The 17656-nt window shown below is 59.8% G+C and carries 14 protein-coding genes and 1 pseudogene; 9 read left to right on the forward strand and 6 right to left on the reverse strand.

The window, feature by feature from the left end; all coding sequences use genetic code 11:
* Window positions 1-232 (forward strand): annotated as a pseudogene (locus ACIONG_RS20320) (HU family DNA-binding protein); the annotation flags it as partial.
* Between the two features lie 190 nt (window positions 233-422).
* Here the strand turns inward: ACIONG_RS20320 and rlmF are convergent.
* The 5 genes from rlmF to ACIONG_RS20345 all read right to left on the reverse strand — a co-directional run bounded on the left by rlmF (window position 423) and on the right by ACIONG_RS20345 (window position 7032).
* A complete protein-coding gene (gene rlmF / locus ACIONG_RS20325; RefSeq protein WP_103305218.1) occupies window positions 423-1442 on the reverse strand; it encodes a 23S rRNA (adenine(1618)-N(6))-methyltransferase RlmF in 1020 nt (339 codons plus the stop codon).
* 259 nt (window positions 1443-1701) lie between these two features.
* A complete protein-coding gene (locus tag ACIONG_RS20330) occupies window positions 1702-4446 on the reverse strand; it encodes a valine--tRNA ligase (protein WP_401302323.1) in 2745 nt (914 codons plus the stop codon).
* A gap of 202 nt (window positions 4447-4648) precedes the next feature.
* Window positions 4649-5044, reverse strand: coding sequence for a DNA polymerase III subunit chi (locus tag ACIONG_RS20335; protein ID WP_103306368.1), 396 nt, complete (start codon window positions 5042-5044; stop codon window positions 4649-4651).
* A gap of 8 nt (window positions 5045-5052) precedes the next feature.
* Entirely contained in the window at window positions 5053-5481 is a 429-nt protein-coding gene (locus ACIONG_RS20340) for a DNA polymerase III subunit chi (RefSeq protein ID WP_401302325.1), read from the reverse strand.
* Window positions 5482-5541: 60 nt separating this feature from the next.
* The gene (locus ACIONG_RS20345) at window positions 5542-7032 is read right to left on the reverse strand and encodes a leucyl aminopeptidase (RefSeq protein WP_103306370.1); all 1491 of its coding nucleotides are present in this window, start codon (window positions 7030-7032) and stop codon (window positions 5542-5544) included.
* Between the two features lie 308 nt (window positions 7033-7340).
* Here ACIONG_RS20345 and lptF point away from each other — a divergent pair, with 308 nt between their 5' ends.
* The 8 genes from lptF to pdxJ all read left to right on the forward strand — a co-directional run bounded on the left by lptF (window position 7341) and on the right by pdxJ (window position 15756).
* Entirely contained in the window at window positions 7341-8462 is a 1122-nt protein-coding gene (gene lptF, locus ACIONG_RS20350) for an LPS export ABC transporter permease LptF (protein WP_103306371.1), read from the forward strand.
* On the forward strand, window positions 8455-9516 hold the full coding sequence (gene lptG / locus ACIONG_RS20355) for an LPS export ABC transporter permease LptG (protein WP_103306372.1): 1062 nt from the start codon (window positions 8455-8457) through the stop codon (window positions 9514-9516). Before lptF ends, lptG begins: the two co-directional genes overlap by 8 nt.
* 172 nt (window positions 9517-9688) lie before the next feature.
* Complete coding sequence (gene lepA / locus ACIONG_RS20360; RefSeq protein WP_401302328.1) at window positions 9689-11485, forward strand: translation elongation factor 4; 1797 nt, start codon at window positions 9689-9691, stop codon at window positions 11483-11485.
* Window positions 11486-11494: 9 nt separating this feature from the next.
* Window positions 11495-12349 (forward strand): signal peptidase I, encoded by an 855-nt coding sequence (lepB, locus tag ACIONG_RS20365; protein WP_103306374.1) that lies wholly within the window; start codon window positions 11495-11497, stop codon window positions 12347-12349.
* A gap of 169 nt (window positions 12350-12518) precedes the next feature.
* Window positions 12519-13208 carry a ribonuclease III gene (rnc, locus tag ACIONG_RS20370; protein WP_103306375.1) on the forward strand — a complete coding sequence of 230 codons (690 nt, stop codon included), beginning with the start codon at window positions 12519-12521 and terminating at the stop codon, window positions 13206-13208.
* Complete coding sequence (era, locus tag ACIONG_RS20375) at window positions 13201-14103, forward strand: GTPase Era (protein ID WP_016771562.1); 903 nt, start codon at window positions 13201-13203, stop codon at window positions 14101-14103. The genes rnc and era overlap by 8 nt, the downstream gene beginning before the upstream one ends.
* A gap of 170 nt (window positions 14104-14273) precedes the next feature.
* The gene (gene recO, locus ACIONG_RS20380) at window positions 14274-14963 is read left to right on the forward strand and encodes a DNA repair protein RecO (RefSeq protein WP_401302331.1); all 690 of its coding nucleotides are present in this window, start codon (window positions 14274-14276) and stop codon (window positions 14961-14963) included.
* Between the two features lie 49 nt (window positions 14964-15012).
* A complete protein-coding gene (gene pdxJ, locus ACIONG_RS20385; protein ID WP_064382428.1) occupies window positions 15013-15756 on the forward strand; it encodes a pyridoxine 5'-phosphate synthase in 744 nt (247 codons plus the stop codon).
* Between the two features lie 125 nt (window positions 15757-15881).
* Here the strand turns inward: pdxJ and mltF are convergent, their stop codons facing one another.
* A complete protein-coding gene (mltF, locus tag ACIONG_RS20390) occupies window positions 15882-17342 on the reverse strand; it encodes a membrane-bound lytic murein transglycosylase MltF (protein WP_401302333.1) in 1461 nt (486 codons plus the stop codon).
* Between the last annotated feature and the right edge of the window lie 314 nt (window positions 17343-17656).

The following is a 17656-nucleotide window of genomic DNA, read 5'->3' on the forward strand; positions in this document are numbered from 1 at the left end:
CGCGCCGAAAACCACCGAGCGTAACGCTCTTGACCAACTGGGCCAAATCGTTGCCGATCAGCTTGAAAACGTCGGCGAAATCTACTTGCCAGGTATCGGCTAGCTTACAGTGAACTAGCGTCCTGCCCGCACTGGCCGTAACCCTTCGACTGGCGCTGCCATCGAAATCCCTGCAAAGAAAGTGATCAAGCTGGTTGTGGCCAAAGGCCTGACCGACGCTGTGAACAAGTAAGACGCAGCGATAAAAAAACCGTGCTCCGGAGCGATCCGGGCACGGTTTTTTTGTGTCTGCGATTTGGCGATGCACGCTCAACCTTTGTAGGAGCGAGCCTGCTCGCGAAAGCGGTGGGTCAGTCACCTTGAATGTCGACTGATATATCGCTAATGCGAGCAGGCTCGCTCCTACAGGGGGCTGCGCTGCGTTAGCGGGTCCAGCGCTCGCGACGCCAGATCTGCTGTTCGGACTTGGTCTGGAAGGTCCAGGCGACGAAGCGGCTCTGCTTCTGTCCTTGAGACATCTCAACAACCTGACTTTCCAGTACACCGGCCTTTTTCAGCGCCGTTTCGATGGCTGGCAGGTTCGAGGCTTTCGACACCAGGGTGCTGAACCACAGCACTTTGTGCTGGAAGTTCGCGCTCTCGGCGATCAGTTGCGTCACGAAACGCGCTTCGCCCCCTTCACACCACAACTCGGCCGACTGCCCACCAAAGTTCAGTACCGGCAGTTTGCGTTTCGGGTCAGCCTTGCCCAGTGCGCGCCATTTACGCTCGCTGCCCTTGGTCGCCTCGTCCATCGAAGCGTGGAACGGCGGGTTGCACATGGTCAGGTCAAAACGCTCGCCCGGTTCCAGCAGACCAATCAGGATGTGCTTGCGGTTCTCCTGTTGGCGCAGCTTGATGACCTTGTTCAGGTCGTTGGACTGGACGATGGCCGTGGCAGCGGCAACGGCTGTCGGGTCGATTTCCGAGCCAAGGAAGTGCCAGCGGTATTCGCTGTTACCGATCAGCGGATAAACGCAGTTGGCGCCCATGCCGATGTCCAGCACGTTGACGATCGCGCCGCGCGGGACCTTGCCGTCGTTCATGCTGGCCAGCAGGTCGGCGAGGAAGTGCACGTAATCGGCACGGCCCGGCACTGGCGGGCAGAGGTAATCAGCCGGGATGTCCCAATGCTGAATGCCATAGAACGACTTGAGCAGCGCCCGGTTGAACACCCGTACCGCGTCCGGACTGGCGAAGTCGATGCTTTCCTTGCCATACGGATTGATGATCACGAATTTCGCCAGTTCTGGCGTGGTCTTGATCAGCGCCGGGAAGTCGTAACGACCCTGATGGCGATTGCGCGGGTGCAGGCTGGCCTTTTCACGCGGTTCAACGGCTTTGGCCGGGGTCGCGGAGTCAGGTTTCTTGCGCGCAGGTTTGGGTGTGCGGGGGGCGGTCATGGGCGTGGTCGATTCGGGTATGGCTGAAAGTGGCGGGTATTGTCCCACATCCAGCCGCTGTGAACGTAATGCAAAGAACACCGAGGAGCCTGTGGGAGCCGGCTTGCCCGCGATGGCGGTGTATCAGTCGACATAAATGTCGCCTGACCCGACGCTATCGCGGGCAAGCCCGCTCCCACAGGGTTCTTCGGTGGCTGTGAAATTGCAGAAACAAAAAAAGGAGGCCAATGTGGCCTCCCTTTTTCATCGCGGCTTGCCCTTACAGACTGGAAATCCGCGCGTGCTGCTCGGCCAGTTTGCCCAAGGCCTGTTCAGCCTCGGCCAGTTTGGCGCGTTCCTTCTCGATGACTTCGGCCGGGGCCTTGTCAACGAAACCGGCGTTGGACAGTTTGCCGCCAACACGCTGGACTTCGCCCTGCAGACGCAGGATTTCCTTGTCCAGACGCGCAAGCTCAGCGCCCTTGTCGATCAGACCGGCCATTGGCACCAGCACTTCCATCTCGCCAACCAGGGCGGTAGCGGACAGTGGCGCTTCTTCGCCGGCCGCCAGAACGGTGATCGATTCCAGGCGCGCCAGCTTCTTCAGCAGCGCTTCGTTCTCGGTCAGGCGACGCTGATCTTCAGCGCTGACGTTCTTCAGGTAGATCGGCAGTGGCTTGCCCGGGCCGATGTTCATTTCGCCACGGATGTTGCGCGTGCCGAGCATCAGTTCCTTGAGCCATTCGATGTCGTTTTCGGCGGCCGGATCGATGCGCTCTTCGTTGGCCACTGGCCAAGGTTGCAGCATGATCGTCTTGCCCTGAATGCCGGCCAGCGGCGCGATGCGCTGCCAGATTTCTTCAGTGATGAACGGCATGAACGGATGCGCCAGACGCAGTGCCACTTCCAGTACGCGAACCAGCGTACGGCGGGTGCCGCGCTGACGTTCAACCGGAGCGTTTTCGTCCCACAGCACAGGCTTGGACAATTCCAGGTACCAGTCGCAGTACTGGTTCCAGATGAACTCGTACAGCGCTTGCGCGGCGAGGTCGAAACGGAACTGATCCAGTTGACGGGTCACTTCGGCTTCAGTGCGTTGCAGTTGCGAGATGATCCAGCGATAGCCTTCGACGCGGCCCATGTCGAACTTGATGTCGCGACCGGTCGACGCCAGCGAGCAGAAGGTGAAACGCAGGGCGTCGGTGCCGTAGCTGGCAATGCCGTCGGCGAATTCGTCGCGGGTCTGCTTCTCGATCTTCTTCGCCATTTTCGGCTGCATCATGCCCGAGGTGCGTTTTTGCACCAGCGCTTCAAGCTCGATACCGTCGATGATGTCCAGCGGGTCAAGGACGTTGCCCTTGGACTTGGACATCTTCTGGCCTTGGCCATCACGCACCAGACCGTGTACATAAACGGTCTTGAACGGCACCTGCGGCGTGCCGTCCTCGTTCTTGATCAGGTGCATCGTCAGCATGATCATCCGGGCAACCCAGAAGAAAATGATGTCGAAACCGGTGACCAGCACGTCGGTGGAGTGGAATTTCTTCAGGAACTCGGTCTTTTCCGGCCAGCCGAGGGTGGAGAACGTCCACAGGCCCGCGCTGAACCAAGTATCGAGAACATCGTTGTCCTGCTGCAGCGCAACGTCCGGGCCGAGGTTGTGCTTGGCACGCACTTCGGCTTCGTCGCGGCCGACGTAGACCTTGCCCGACTCGTCGTACCAGGCCGGAATCCGGTGGCCCCACCACAACTGACGGCTGATGCACCAGTCCTGGATGTCGCGCATCCACGAGAAGTACATGTTTTCGTACTGCTTCGGCACGAACTGGATACGGCCGTCTTCAACGGCAGCAATCGCCGGCTCAGCCAACGGCTTGGTCGACACGTACCACTGGTCGGTCAGCCACGGCTCGATGACGGTGCCGGAGCGATCGCCCTTCGGCACTTTCAGGTTGTGATCGTCGACGCTGACCAACAGGCCGGCGGCGTCGAACGCAGCGACGATCTGCTTGCGCGCTTCGAAACGCTCGAGACCTGCGTATTCAGCCGGGATCTTGCCGTCGATGCTGTCGTTCAGCGTGCCGTCGAGGTTGAACACCTGAGCGGCTGGCAGCACGTTGGCGTTCTTGTCGAAGATGTTCAGCAGCGGCAGGTTGTGGCGCTTGCCGACTTCGTAGTCGTTGAAATCGTGGGCCGGGGTGATTTTCACGCAGCCGGTGCCGAATTCCGGGTCGCAGTAATCGTCGGCGATGATCGGGATGCGGCGGCCAACCAGTGGCAGCTCGACAAACTTGCCGATCAGGGCTTTGTAGCGCTCGTCGTTCGGGTTAACCGCGACGGCGGAGTCGCCGAGCATGGTTTCCGGACGGGTGGTCGCGACGATCAGGAAATCGTTGCCTTCAGCGGTTTTCGCGCCGTCAGCCAGCGGGTACTTCAGATTCCACAGGAAACCTTTCTCGTCGTGGTTTTCCACTTCGAGATCGGAAATCGCCGTGTGCAATTTGGTGTCCCAGTTGACCAGGCGCTTGCCGCGATAGATCAGGCCGTCTTCGTGCAGGCGCACGAACGCTTCTTTAACCGCTTCCGAGAGGCCGTCGTCCATGGTGAAGCGCTCGCGGCTCCAGTCTACGGACGAGCCGAGGCGGCGGATCTGCCGGCTGATGTTACCGCCGGACTGGTCCTTCCACTCCCAGACTTTCTCGAGGAATTTCTCGCGGCCCAGGTCATGACGGTTCTGGCCGGTGGCTTCCAGTTGACGCTCCACCAGCATCTGCGTGGCGATACCGGCGTGGTCGGTGCCCGGCTGCCACAGGGTGTTGCGACCCTGCATGCGGCGGAAACGGATCAGGGCGTCCATGATCGCGTTGTTGAAACCGTGACCCATGTGCAGGCTGCCGGTGACGTTCGGCGGCGGGATCAGGAGGGTGTAGGAATCGCCCGCGCCTTGCGGTGCGAAATAGTTCTCGGACTCCCAGGTGTTGTACCAGGAAGTTTCAATGGCGTGCGGCTGGTAGGTCTTATCCATGCGCGGCGGGACCCTATTGGCATTTATTCAGGAAAAGCCGGGAAGTATAGCGGGGCATGGGGCCGAGGGCGAGCGGGGGAGGGGCGGGTGGAGGCTTAAATGTGGGAGCTGGCTTGCCAGCGATGCAGGCGCCGCGGTTTTTCAGGAAAACCACAGTGATGCTATCGCTGGCAAGCCAGCTCCCACAGGGGCGATCGAGGAATTATTCGTACTGGCTGAGCAGCCGCTCCATCCGCGCGTCGAGGCGGCGTTTGATTTCGGTTTCGATGTGCGGGGCGAAGTCGTCGATCACGTCTTGCATGATCAATTGCGCGGCGGCGCGCAGTTCGCTGTCCAGGTGGAGCAGGGCGTCCGGGCCTTTGTCGACGGTTGCGGCAGGTTGCGCGGCGGGTGTCGGGGTTGGCGCGGGAGGCGGTTCGACGGCGGGTGGCTCATTGCCAACCGAGTCGAACAGCATCGGAATCTGTTCCTGTTCACCCTCATCGACCGTATCGGTCAGCAGGGGCGGTTGCAGGTTGTCGTCGCCGAGCAACTGACGGATCGATTCGAGATCGTCCAACAGGTGTGCGGACTTTTGCTGCGGTTTCGGAGTGTCCATTGGAGTGCTCAGAGTCGCTGTAAACGGTGATCTTGCAGAGGATAGCCCTGTTCGCGGTAGAAGCGAAAACTCTCCCGCGCTGCGGCTCGAATGGTCGGGTCTTCCACCACCACTTCCGCCACCCGGGCGAACTTGTTGGCAAAGGCCGGGACTCTCAGGTCGAGATTGACCAGCAAATCCTGATGCTCGCCGCAGTCATCGCCCAAACCCAACACAATCAAACCGTCCGGTTCGCTGTCGGCAGGGCCGTGGGGCACGAAGCTTTCGCCCTTGAACGCCCACAGGCGCGCATCGAGATCTTCGCGTTGAGCGGCATCGCTGCAGTGCAGGTAGATGCGGTGGCCCATGCGCCAGGCTTTCTCGGTGAGCTTGCAGGCAAAATCCAGGCGTGCCGACGGATCGGCGCTGGGCAGGATATAGAAGTCGACTTTGGTCATTGCGGTTCCTGAGCCTTGAGCAGCGTCACTGCAAAGTGACGCCGCCCAGGTTCATCGGTTTCAGGCTTTTGCGCGGTCCAGCAGGTATTGGGTCAGCAGCGGAACCGGACGGCCAGTGGCGCCCTTGTCCTTGCCGCCGCTGGTCCATGCGGTACCCGCGATGTCCAGGTGCGCCCAGTTGAGGTTCTTGGTGAAGCGCGACAGGAAGCAGGCAGCGGTGATAGTGCCGGCCTTCGGTCCGCCGATGTTGGCGATGTCGGCAAACGGGCTGTCCAGTTGCTCTTGGTACTCGTCGAACAGCGGCAGTTGCCAGGCGCGGTCATCGGCAGTCTTGCCGGCGCTGAGCAGTTGATTGATCAGCTCGTCATTGTTGCCCAGCAGACCCGAGGTGTGAGCGCCCAGTGCAACCACGCAAGCGCCGGTCAGGGTGGCGATGTCGATTACTGCTTGCGGCTTGAAGCGTTCGGAGTAGGTCAGGGCATCGCACAGCACCAGACGGCCTTCGGCGTCGGTGTTGAGGATTTCCACGGTCTGGCCGCTCATGGTGGTGACGATGTCGCCAGGACGCGACGCGTTGCCGCTCGGCATGTTTTCCGCGCAGGCGAGGATGCACACCAGGTTGATCGGCAGCTTCAGCTCAAGCACGGCGCGCAGGGTACCGAACACGGAGGCAGCGCCGCCCATGTCGTACTTCATCTCGTCCATGCCGGCGCCCGGCTTCAGGCTGATGCCGCCAGTGTCGAAGGTGATGCCTTTGCCGACCAGTGCGTACGGCTTCTCGGATTTCTTGCCGCCGTTGTATTGCATGACGATCAGGCGCGGTGGTTGGGCGCTGCCCTGGCCAACGGCGTAGAACGAACCCATGCCCAGCGACTTGATCTTTTTCTCGTCGAGCACTTCGACTTTCAGATCCTTGAACTCTTTGCCCAGATTCTTCGCTTGTTCGCCAAGGAACGTCGGGTGGCAGATATTCGGCGGCAGGTTACCCAGATCGCGGGTGAAAGCCATGCCGTTGGCGATCGCAGTGGCGTGATTCACAGCGCGTTGCACTTCGGCTTGCGCAGCCTTGATGGTCAGCAGGGTGATTTTCTTCAGTGCGCGCGGCTCGGCTTTCTGGCTCTTGAACTGGTCGAAAGTGTACTCGCCGTCTACCAGGGTTTCTGCCAACAGACGGGTCTTGCCGTAGCTGTCGCGGTTTTTGACAATGATTTCATCCAGTGCCAGTACGGCGTCGCTGCCGCCCAGGCCTTTCAGCGTGTTGAGGATGGCGGCAACGATTTTGCGGAATGGACGGTCGCCCAGTTCTTCATCCTTGCCCACGCCGACCAGCAGCACGCGTTCGGCTTTCAGGTTAGGCAGGCTGTGCAGCAGCAGGCTCTGACCGACCTTGCCGGCCAGATCGCCACGCTTGAGTACAGCGCTGATCGCGCCGCCGCTCAGTTCGTCGACCTGCTTGGCGGCGACGCCGAGTTTGCGGCCTTCGCCGACGGCAACCACCAGGGTGGCGGTTTTCAACGTTTCTGGGCTAACGCTTTTTACAACCAGTTCCATGTCCGGATCCCTGAATGAATGGTCAACACACAGGCGTTCGACGGTGTCCGCAGTCGCCTGCTTATAGATAGAAGAGGCGCAGGCCAAAGCCTGCGACAAGGGCCGCAGTTTGAACCTCGCTCCCCGCGCCTGACAACCCTCGGTTGTACGATCTTCAACGTAATGCACACGCCGATGAGTGTGCGCAGTGACAGGCGCCCCCAATCACAGGATAATGCCGCATCTTTTTTCGACGGCTCTGCGTTGCGGGCCGGTCGATGTGTTTGCTTGTTTGGCCGCCTTAGCCTGACAACCCTGGAGTGTCTGGTTTGATCGTCTTCCGTTATCTGTCCCGCGAAGTCCTGTTGACCCTCAGCGCCGTGAGTGCGGTGTTGCTGGTCATCATCATGAGCGGTCGCTTCATCAAATACCTCGCTCAGGCCGCCGCCGGCCAGCTCGATCCGGGTTCGCTGTTCCTGATCATGGGCTTTCGTCTGCCGGGCTTCCTGCAACTGATTCTGCCGCTGGGCCTGTTCCTCGGGATCCTGCTGGCCTACGGTCGCCTGTACCTGGAAAGCGAGATGACCGTGCTCTCGGCCACCGGCATGAGCCAGCAACGCCTGCTGCGCATGACCCTGTTTCCGGCGACGCTGGTGGCCCTGGTCGTGGCATGGTTGAGCCTGGGGCTGGCCCCGCAAGGCGCCAATCAGTTCCAGCTGCTGCTGAACAAGCAGGACGCCCTGACCGAATTCGACACCCTTGAGCCAGGTCGCTTCCAGGCCCTGCGTGACGGTACCCGGGTGACCTACACCGAGACCCTGAGCGACGATCGCGTCAATCTCGGCAGTGTGTTCATCTCGCAGAAGAACCTCGGCGCCGATCAGAAGGACCGCGGGATTTCCGTGCTGGTGGCCGAAAAGGGCCGTCAGGAAGTCCGCCCTGACGGCAACCGCTACCTGATTCTCGACAACGGCTACCGCTACGACGGCAGCCCGGGACAGGCCGACTATCGCGCTATCCATTACGAAACCTACGGTGTGCTGCTGCCCAAACCGGACGTCAGCGAAGAGGTCACTGACCGTGACGCCATGCCGACCTCGGCTCTGCTGGGCAGTGATGACATTCGCTCGAAAACCGAACTGCAATGGCGTCTGTCCCTGCCACTGCTGGTGTTCATCGTGACCCTGATGGCGGTGCCGCTGTCGCGAGTCAATCCGCGCCAAGGGCGTTTCCTCAAGCTGCTGCCGGCGATTCTTCTTTATATGGCTTACCTGACCATCCTGATTGCCGCCCGCGGCGCCCTTGAAAAAGGCAAGATCCCGCCAGCGCTCGGCTTGTGGTGGGTGCACGCAATCTTCCTGTTCATCGGCCTCGGCCTGCTGTACTGGGAGCCTCTGCGTCTGAAGATGGCCAGCCGTCGCGCCGCTGCGCTGGAGGTGGCCCGTGGTTAAACTCGACCGCTACATCGGCAGCAGCGTGTTCATGGCGATCATCGCCGTGTTGGCAATCATTCTCGGTCTGGCGACGTTGTTCGCTTTCATCGATGAAATGGGCGACGTCAGCGATACCTATACGCTGGTTGATGTTCTGAGTTTTGTCTTGCTGACCGCGCCGCGCCGCCTCTATGAAATGCTGCCGATGGCGGCGTTGATTGGCTGCCTGATCGGCCTCGGCAGTCTGGCCAGCAGCAGCGAACTGACAGTGATGCGCGCCGCTGGCGTGTCCATCGGCCGTATCGTCTGGGCGGTGATGAAACCGATGCTGGTGCTGATGCTGGCGGGCGTGCTGATCGGCGAATACGTTGCTCCGGCCACCGAAAGCATGGCCCAGGCCAATCGCTCGCTGGCCCAGGGCAGCGGCGACGCGCAAAGCGCCAAGCACGGTATGTGGCACCGTCAGGGTGAGGAGTTCATCCACATCAACGCCGTGCAACCTAACGGCTTGTTGTATGGCGTGACCCGCTATCACTTCGACAAGGAACGCCATCTGCTGAGTTCAAGTTTCGCCAAGAAGGCGGAGTTCGACGGCACCAAATGGCAGCTTACCGACGTTGCCACCACGAAGTTTCATGAGCGCAGCACTGAAGTCGTCAATACCCCGAACGAGCAGTGGGATGTGGCGTTGAGCCCGCAACTGCTCAGCACCGTGGTGATGGCCCCGGAATCGCTGTCGATCAGTGGTCTGTGGGGTTACATCCACTATCTCTCCGAGCAGGGCTTGAGCAACGGCCGTTACTGGCTGGCATTTTGGGTCAAGGTGTTGCAGCCGTTGGTGACCGCGGCGCTGGTGCTGATGGCCATCTCCTTCATCTTCGGTCCGCTGCGTTCGGTGACCCTCGGCCAGCGTGTGTTCACCGGTGTACTGGTGGGCTTCACCTTCCGTATCGTCCAGGATTTGCTCGGCCCGTCGAGCCTGGTGTTCGGGTTCTCGCCGCTGTTTGCGGTGCTGGTGCCGGCCGGTGTCTGCGCGCTGGCAGGTGTCTGGCTGCTTAGACGAGCGGGTTGATGAACAAGCTTTCATCCGCTGCGTAACCCTGAAAACGCCTCGATCGACAGATCGGGGCGTTTTTGCATGCAATCCGGGTGACAGGCGAACGTGACGCTTGCGCCGTGTATCAGGTACAATTCCCGGCTATTTTTCGGCGGGCCATGCCTGCAGCCTTTTTGAGTGTTGATCCGTGAGTGATTTGAGTCATATCCGCAATTTCTCCATCATCGCCCACATTGACTTAGGCAAGTCGACGCTGGCCGATCGCTTCATCCAGATGTGCGGCGGCCTGGCCGAGCGTGAAATGGAAGCCCAGGTACTGGATTCCATGGATCTGGAGCGTGAACGCGGGATCACCATCAAGGCCCACAGCGTTACTCTCTATTACAAAGCCAAAGATGGCGTCACCTACCAGCTGAACTTCATTGACACCCCGGGCCACGTCGACTTCACCTATGAAGTCAGCCGTTCCCTGGCCGCGTGTGAAGGTGCCTTGCTGGTAGTCGATGCCGGTCAGGGCGTTGAAGCCCAGTCCGTGGCCAACTGCTACACCGCGATCGAGCAGGGCCTTGAGGTCATGCCGGTACTCAACAAGATCGACCTGCCGCAGGCTGATCCTGATCGCGTCAAAGACGAAATCGAAAAGATCATTGGCATCGACGCCACCGACGCCGTCACCTGCAGCGCCAAGACTGGCCTGGGTGTCGACGAAGTGCTCGAGCGTCTGGTGACGACCATTCCTGCGCCGACCGGCAACATCGAAGATCCGCTGCAAGCGTTGATCATCGACTCCTGGTTCGACAACTACCTGGGTGTTGTCTCCCTGGTACGCGTGCGTCATGGCCGCGTGAAGAAGGGCGACAAGATCCTGGTGAAATCCACCGGCAAGGTGCACCTGGTCGACAGCGTCGGTGTTTTCAACCCGAAACACACCGCCACCGCTGACCTGAAAGCCGGCGAAGTGGGCTTCATCATCGCCAGCATCAAGGACATCCACGGTGCCCCGGTCGGTGACACCCTGACTCTGAGCTCGACGCCAGACGTTCCGGTATTGCCGGGCTTCAAACGCATCCAGCCACAGGTTTACGCCGGTCTGTTCCCGGTCAGCTCCGATGACTTCGAGGATTTCCGCGAAGCGCTGCAGAAGCTGACCCTCAACGACTCGTCGCTGCAGTACACCCCGGAAAGCTCCGACGCACTGGGCTTCGGCTTCCGTTGCGGCTTCCTCGGCATGCTGCACATGGAAATCATCCAGGAGCGCCTCGAGCGCGAGTACGACCTGGACCTGATCACCACGGCGCCGACGGTAATCTTCGAACTGGTGCTGAAAACCGGTGAAACGATTTACGTCGACAACCCGTCCAAGCTGCCAGACGTCTCGGCCGTCGAAGACATGCGCGAGCCGATCGTGCGCGCCAACATCCTCGTGCCGCAAGAACACTTGGGCAACGTCATCACCCTGTGCATCGAGAAGCGTGGCGTTCAAGTCGACATGCTGTTCCTCGGCAATCAGGTGCAAGTCACCTATGACCTGCCGATGAACGAAGTGGTGCTCGACTTCTTCGACCGTCTCAAATCCACCAGCCGCGGCTATGCTTCGCTGGACTACCATTTCGATCGTTACCAATCGGCTAATCTGGTGAAAATTGACGTGCTGATCAACGGTGACAAGGTCGATGCTCTGGCGTTGATCGTGCACCGTGACAACTCGCACTTCAAAGGTCGCCAGTTGACCGAGAAGATGAAAGAACTGATTCCGCGGCAGATGTTCGACGTGGCTATCCAGGCTGCCATTGGCGGTCAGATCGTTGCCCGGACAACCGTCAAGGCACTCAGAAAGAACGTATTGGCCAAATGCTACGGCGGTGACGTCAGCCGTAAGAAGAAACTGCTCGAGAAGCAAAAGGCCGGTAAGAAACGCATGAAGCAGGTCGGCAACGTGGAAATTCCACAAGAAGCCTTCCTTGCCGTGCTCAGGTTGGAATAGTCAGGTCCTATGTCACTAAATTTCCCGCTGTTGCTGGTCATCGCCGTGTTCGTCTGCGGCCTGTTGGCGTTGCTCGATCTGCTGATTCTGGCACCGCGTCGGCGTGCTGCCATTGCCTCTTATCAAGGCAGTGTCAGCCAGCCCGATATCGTGGTGGTCGAGAAACTGAACAAAGAGCCGCTGCTGGTTGAATACGGCAAGTCGTTCTTCCCGGTGTTGTTCATCGTGCTGGTGCTGCGTTCGTTCCTCGTGGAACCGTTCCAGATCCCGTCCGGCTCGATGAAACCGACCCTGGACGTCGGCGACTTCATTCTGGTGAACAAGTTTTCTTACGGGATCCGCCTGCCGGTGATCGACAAGAAAATCATCGAAGTCGGTGATCCGCAGCGCGGCGATGTGATGGTGTTTCGCTACCCGAGTGACCCGAACGTCAACTACATCAAGCGTGTAGTCGGCCTGCCGGGCGACACCGTGCGGTACACCGCTGACAAGCGTCTGTTCGTCAATGGCGAATCGGTTGCCGAACAATTGGCCGGTTCGGAGCCGGGTATGCTCGGCACTGCCGAGTTGTACAAAGAGAAACTCGGCGCCGCCGAGCACCTGATCCGCAAGGAAATGAATCACAACCGCGCCATTCCTGACCATACCTGGACCGTGCCTGCCGGGCACTACTTCATGATGGGCGACAACCGCGACAACTCGAACGACAGTCGTTTCTGGGATGATCCGAACATTCCCAAGGATCTGCTGGGCATGGTTCCCGACCAGAATATCGTCGGCAAGGCCTTCGCGGTCTGGATGAGCTGGCCGGATCCGAAATTCAGCCACCTGCCGAATTTCTCGCGGGTTGGCCTGATCAAGTAATCACACACGGCGCTGTTGACCACAGCGCCGAATGCATTTCTGGAGCCGGCACAATCGGCTTCGCTACAGCCAGGATTTAATTTTTGAACACAGCGTTAATTGTCCCAGGCCTGCGCCGTACCCCGGCGATGGCGGTGGAATCCAGCTTTGATCTCAGCGTGGGTAAACCGTGAGCGCCTCATTAAGCCGTCTCGAGCGTCAGCTCGGTTACACCTTCAAGGACCAGGAGCTGATGCTGCTGGCCCTCACGCACCGCAGTTTTGCCGGGCGCAACAATGAGCGTCTGGAGTTTCTCGGCGATGCCATCCTCAACTTCGTTGCCGGTGAGGCGCTGTTCGACCGTTTCCCGCTGGCCCGCGAAGGCCAGTTGTCGCGTTTGCGCGCACGCCTGGTAAAAGGTGAGACGCTGGCCGTACTGGCGCGCGGTTTCGACCTTGGCGATTACCTGCGTCTGGGCTCCGGTGAACTGAAAAGCGGCGGTTTCCGTCGCGAGTCGATTCTGGCCGATGCCCTCGAAGCGTTGATCGGCGCCATCTACCTCGACGCGGGCATGGATGTCGCTCGCGAGCGCGTACTGGCCTGGCTGGCCGGCGAGTTCGAAGGGCTGACGCTGGTCGATACCAACAAGGATCCCAAGACCCGTCTGCAGGAACACCTGCAATCGCGCGGTTGCGAACTGCCTCGTTACGAAGTGGTGGACATCCAGGGTGAACCGCACTGCCGAACCTTCTTCGTCGAGTGCGAAGTTGTCTTACTGAATGAAAAAAGCCGAGGTCAGGGTGTGAGCCGTCGTATTGCCGAACAGGTAGCGGCCGCCGCAGCACTGATTGCCCTGGGCGTGGAGAATGGCAATGACTGATACAAACGCAACTCGCTGTGGCTACGTTGCCATCGTCGGCCGTCCCAACGTCGGCAAGTCGACGCTGCTGAACCACATCCTCGGCCAGAAGCTCGCGATCACTTCGCGCAAGCCGCAGACCACTCGGCACAACATGCTCGGGATCAAGACCGAGGGTGACGTGCAGGCAATCTACGTCGACACCCCGGGCATGCACAAGGGTGGCGAAAAGGCCCTGAACCGCTACATGAACAAGACCGCTTCGGCGGCGTTGAAAGACGTCGACGTGGTGATCTTCGTGGTTGACCGCACCAAGTGGACCGACGAAGACCAGATGGTTCTTGAGCGCGTGCAATACGTGACCGGCCCGCTGATCGTTGCGCTGAACAAGACTGACCGCATCGAAGACAAGGCCGAGCTGATGCCGCACCTGTCGTGGTTGCAGGAACAGCTGCCGAACGCGCAGATCATTCCGATTTCCGCGCAGCACGGGCACAACCTCGAAGCGCTGGAAAAGGTCATCGCCGATCATCTGCCGGAGAACGATCACTTCTTCCCGGAAGACCAGATCACCGACCGCAGCAGCCGCTTCCTCGCCGCTGAACTGGTGCGCGAAAAGATCATGCGCCAGATGGGCGCCGAGCTGCCGTACCAGATCACCGTCGAAATCGAAGAGTTCAAGCAGCAGGGCAAGACCTTGCATATCCACGCGCTGATCCTCGTCGAGCGTGACGGCCAGAAGAAGATCATCATTGGCGACAAGGGCGAGCGCATCAAGCGCATCGGCACCGAAGCGCGCAAGGACATGGAGCTGCTGTTCGACTCCAAGATCATGCTCAACCTGTGGGTCAAGGTGAAGGGCGGCTGGTCCGACGACGAGCGCGCGCTGCGTTCGCTGGGTTACGGCGATCTGTAAAAAAATATCGGTTCCTGTTTAACCAGAGAACCCTGTGGGAGCGGGCTTGCCCGCGATGAGGATGTAATGTTCAGCAGAGATGTTGAATGTGCATCCGCCATCGCGGGCAAGCCCGCTCCCACATTTGGTTTATGTTGATCTCAAGACTGCGTTTCTTCATCGAGAACTCAATGTCGCAAAGCCCACCCCCCGCCCAACTCGCCTACGTCCTGCACTCTCGCGCCTATCGCGAAACCAGCGCGCTGGTCGATTTCCTCACGCCGCAAGGTCGGTTGCGGGCGGTGCTGCGCAGTGCGCGGGGCAAGGCCGGGACGCTGGCGCGGCCGTTCGTGCCGCTGGAGGTGGAGTTTCGTGGCAAGGGTGAGTTGAAGAATGTCGGGCGCATGGAAAGTGCCGGTAACGCGACCTGGATGGTCGGCGAGGCGCTGTTCAGCGGCCTCTACCTCAATGAACTGCTGATCCGTTTGCTCCCTGCTGAAGATCCGCACCCGGCGGTGTTTGATCACTATGCCGCTACCTTGCTGGCGCTGGCTGAAGGCCGGCCGTTGGAACCTTTATTGCGCTCCTTCGAATGGCGTCTACTGGACGATCTCGGCTACGGTTTTTCCATGAACACTGACATCCACGGCGAACCTGTCGCGCCGGACGGCCTCTATCGTCTGCAAGTGGATGCTGGCCTTGAGCGCGTCTACCTGCTGCAGCCGGGTCTGTTCAACGGCGTTGAATTACTGGCCATGGCCGAAGCCGACTGGACAGCGCCCGGCGCACTGTCCGCCGCCAAACGCCTGATGCGTCAGGCACTGGCCGTCCATCTGGGCGGTCGTCCCCTCGTTAGCCGGGAGCTGTTTCGCAAGCCCTGATCTCACCGTATGCTGTGCGCCGAATCTTTTTCTTCAGGAGCGCGCATCCGTGACCACCAGCAATCGCATTCTTCTTGGCGTGAACATCGACCACGTCGCCACCCTGCGTCAGGCCCGTGGTACGCGCTACCCGGATCCGGTCAAGGCTGCGCTCGACGCGGAAGAGGCGGGCGCCGACGGCATCACCGTGCACCTGCGTGAAGACCGCCGGCATATCCAGGAACGCGACGTGCTGTTGCTCAAGGATGTGCTGCAAACCCGCATGAACTTCGAAATGGGCGTCACCGAAGAAATGATGGCGTTCGCTGAGCGTATCCGCCCGGCGCACATTTGCCTGGTGCCGGAAACCCGCCAGGAACTGACCACTGAAGGCGGTCTGGATGTGGCGGGGCAGGAAGAGCGCATCAGGGCAGCGGTCGAGCGTCTGTCGAAAATCGGCAGCGAAGTGTCGCTGTTCATCGATGCCGATGAGCGTCAGATTGCTGCGTCGAAACGTGTAGGTGCACCGGCGATCGAACTGCACACCGGGCGTTATGCCGATGCCGAGACCCCGACCGAAGTGGCGGAAGAGTTGAAGCGTGTGGCGGACGGCGTGGCGTTTGGTCTGGCGCAGGGGCTGATCGTCAATGCCGGCCATGGCCTGCACTACCACAACGTTGAAGCGGTGGCGGCGATCAAGGGCATCAATGAACTGAACATCGGCCATGCGCTGGTGGCACATGCATTGTTTGTCGGCTTCAAGTCTGCCGTGTCCGAAATGAAAGCGCTGATCCTGGCTGCCGCCAAGCACTAAGCATCAACACAACAACCCTGTAGGAGTGAGCCTGCTCGCGATAGCGGTGTGTCAGACAAGATCAAATTGACTGACCCACCGCTATCGCGAGCAGGCTCACTCCTACATTGGATTTGGGTTGTCTGTTAAAGGGGGGCAGGTTCCTGGGCGGGTTTTGACTTGTCGATACCCGGAACATGCAGATTGCCTTCAGCGACCTGATCACCCTCAAGCTGCGGCTGCGTCACCCAGGTCAAAATGTCGTAGTAACGACGAATGTTCGCCACAAAGTGCACCGGCTCGCCGCCCCGGGCGTAGCCATAGCGGGTTTTGCTGTACCACTGCTTCTGCGAGAGGCGCGGCAGCATCTTCTTCACATCCAGCCACTTGTCCGGGTTCAGGCCTTCGCGGGACGCCAGTTTGCGTGCGTCATCCAGGTGACCGCTGCCGACGTTGTACGCCGCCAGGGCAAACCAGGTGCGGTCCGGCTCCTGAATCGAATCATCGAGCTGATCCTTCATATAGGCGAGGTACTTGGCGCCGCCCATGATGCTTTGCTTCGGATCAAGACGGTTGGATACGCCCATCGCCTGAGCAGTGTTCTGCGTCAGCATCATCAAGCCGCGCACGCCGGTTTTCGAAGTGACCGTCGGTTGCCACAGCGACTCCTGATAACCGATCGCGGCGAGCAGGCGCCAGTCGACTTTCTCTTTCTTGGCGTAGGTCTTGAAGTGCTGTTCATATTTGGGCAGACGCTGCTGCAAGTGCTGGGCAAACGTCGTGGCGCCCATGTAACCGAGGACGTCGACGTGGCCGTAGTAGCGATCTTTCAGGCGTTGCAGGGTGCCGTTTTTCTGCACCTTGTCGAGATAAGCGTTGATCTCGTTGAGCAGGCTGTTGTCTTCGCCCGGTCCCACGGCCCAGCTCTGGCTGCGCGCATCGCCAAGGTCGAAGGCCACCCGGATGTTGGTGAAGTACACCTGATTCATCGCCACTTCGTTGGAGTCGACCAGCGTCAGGTCGATCTGACCTTCATCGACCATGCGCAGCAAGTCGACCACCTCGACGGCGTCGGACTCTTCGTATTCGATGCCCGGAAATTTCTTTTTCAGCTCGGCCAGTTGTTCGGCGTGGTTGCTGCCCTTGAGCACCATGATTTTCTTGCCGACCAGATCACCGGGGTCCGTCGGCCGTGACTGGCCGTTGCGATAAATGATCTGCGGGGTGACTTCGAGGTAGGAGTGGGAGAAACGCACCTGTTTTTTGCGTTGTTCGCTGCTGACCAGACCGGCAGCCGCCAGGACCGGGCCGTTCGGTTTACCGATCTGGTCAAACAGGTCGTCGAGGTTGTCGGCGGTCTCGATCTTCAGTTCCACACCCAAATCGTCGGCGAAGCGCTTCACCAGCTCGTATTCGAAGCCGGTTTCACCGCTGCGATCCTGAAAGTAGGTGGCGGGGCTGTTACGGGTAATCACCCGCAGCACACCATCCTCCTTTACGCGCTCGAGTGTGTTGGGTTTATCAACACAGCCACCGAGCATCAGGAAGAGTCCGGTTGCGATCAGCCATTTGGCGTACCGCGGACGCAAAGCCGTTGGGAAAAACATTTGCGCAGTATACGCAAAGGACCACGGGCGCCATATCTCGACAGTTGCGGGCAGGTCTGCTAGACATCACAAAACCGAGCGAAACCCCGCAGGAATGGGGCCGAAGGGCATTTTGTTACCGTAAAAATAAGCCTTCGTCGTATGCCGGATAAATTTGACTCTCAAGGCAGAAACACAGATTGATATCCGAGTGCAACCGTGCGTAGCGTTTCGGGTGATGTTGAGGGCGGTTTAGGCTAGAATGCACGGCCTCAAAGCACACCCCTTCCCGAGGCTGTCCCGAAGATGTTGATCCTGCGCGGCGCTCCTGCCCT

Source organism: Pseudomonas sp. NPDC087817 (assembly GCF_044742875.1).
Taxonomy (GTDB): Bacteria; Pseudomonadota; Gammaproteobacteria; order Pseudomonadales; family Pseudomonadaceae; genus Aquipseudomonas.

What these genes read in the sequence shown, in the direction of transcription:
- rlmF (WP_103305218.1), bottom strand. Translation starts at nt 1,442, where the DNA reads ATGACCGCCCCCCGCACACCCAAACCTGCGCGCAAGAAACCTGACTCC.
- ACIONG_RS20330 (WP_401302323.1), bottom strand. Translation starts at nt 4,446, where the DNA reads ATGGATAAGACCTACCAGCCGCACGCCATTGAAACTTCCTGGTACAAC.
- ACIONG_RS20335 (WP_103306368.1), bottom strand. Translation starts at nt 5,044, where the DNA reads ATGGACACTCCGAAACCGCAGCAAAAGTCCGCACACCTGTTGGACGAT.
- ACIONG_RS20340 (WP_401302325.1), bottom strand. Translation starts at nt 5,481, where the DNA reads ATGACCAAAGTCGACTTCTATATCCTGCCCAGCGCCGATCCGTCGGCA.
- ACIONG_RS20345 (WP_103306370.1), bottom strand. Translation starts at nt 7,032, where the DNA reads ATGGAACTGGTTGTAAAAAGCGTTAGCCCAGAAACGTTGAAAACCGCC.
- lepB (WP_103306374.1), top strand. Translation starts at nt 11,495, where the DNA reads ATGTCACTAAATTTCCCGCTGTTGCTGGTCATCGCCGTGTTCGTCTGC.
- era (WP_016771562.1), top strand. Translation starts at nt 13,201, where the DNA reads ATGACTGATACAAACGCAACTCGCTGTGGCTACGTTGCCATCGTCGGC.
- recO (WP_401302331.1), top strand. Translation starts at nt 14,274, where the DNA reads ATGTCGCAAAGCCCACCCCCCGCCCAACTCGCCTACGTCCTGCACTCT.
- mltF (WP_401302333.1), bottom strand. Translation starts at nt 17,342, where the DNA reads ATGTTTTTCCCAACGGCTTTGCGTCCGCGGTACGCCAAATGGCTGATC.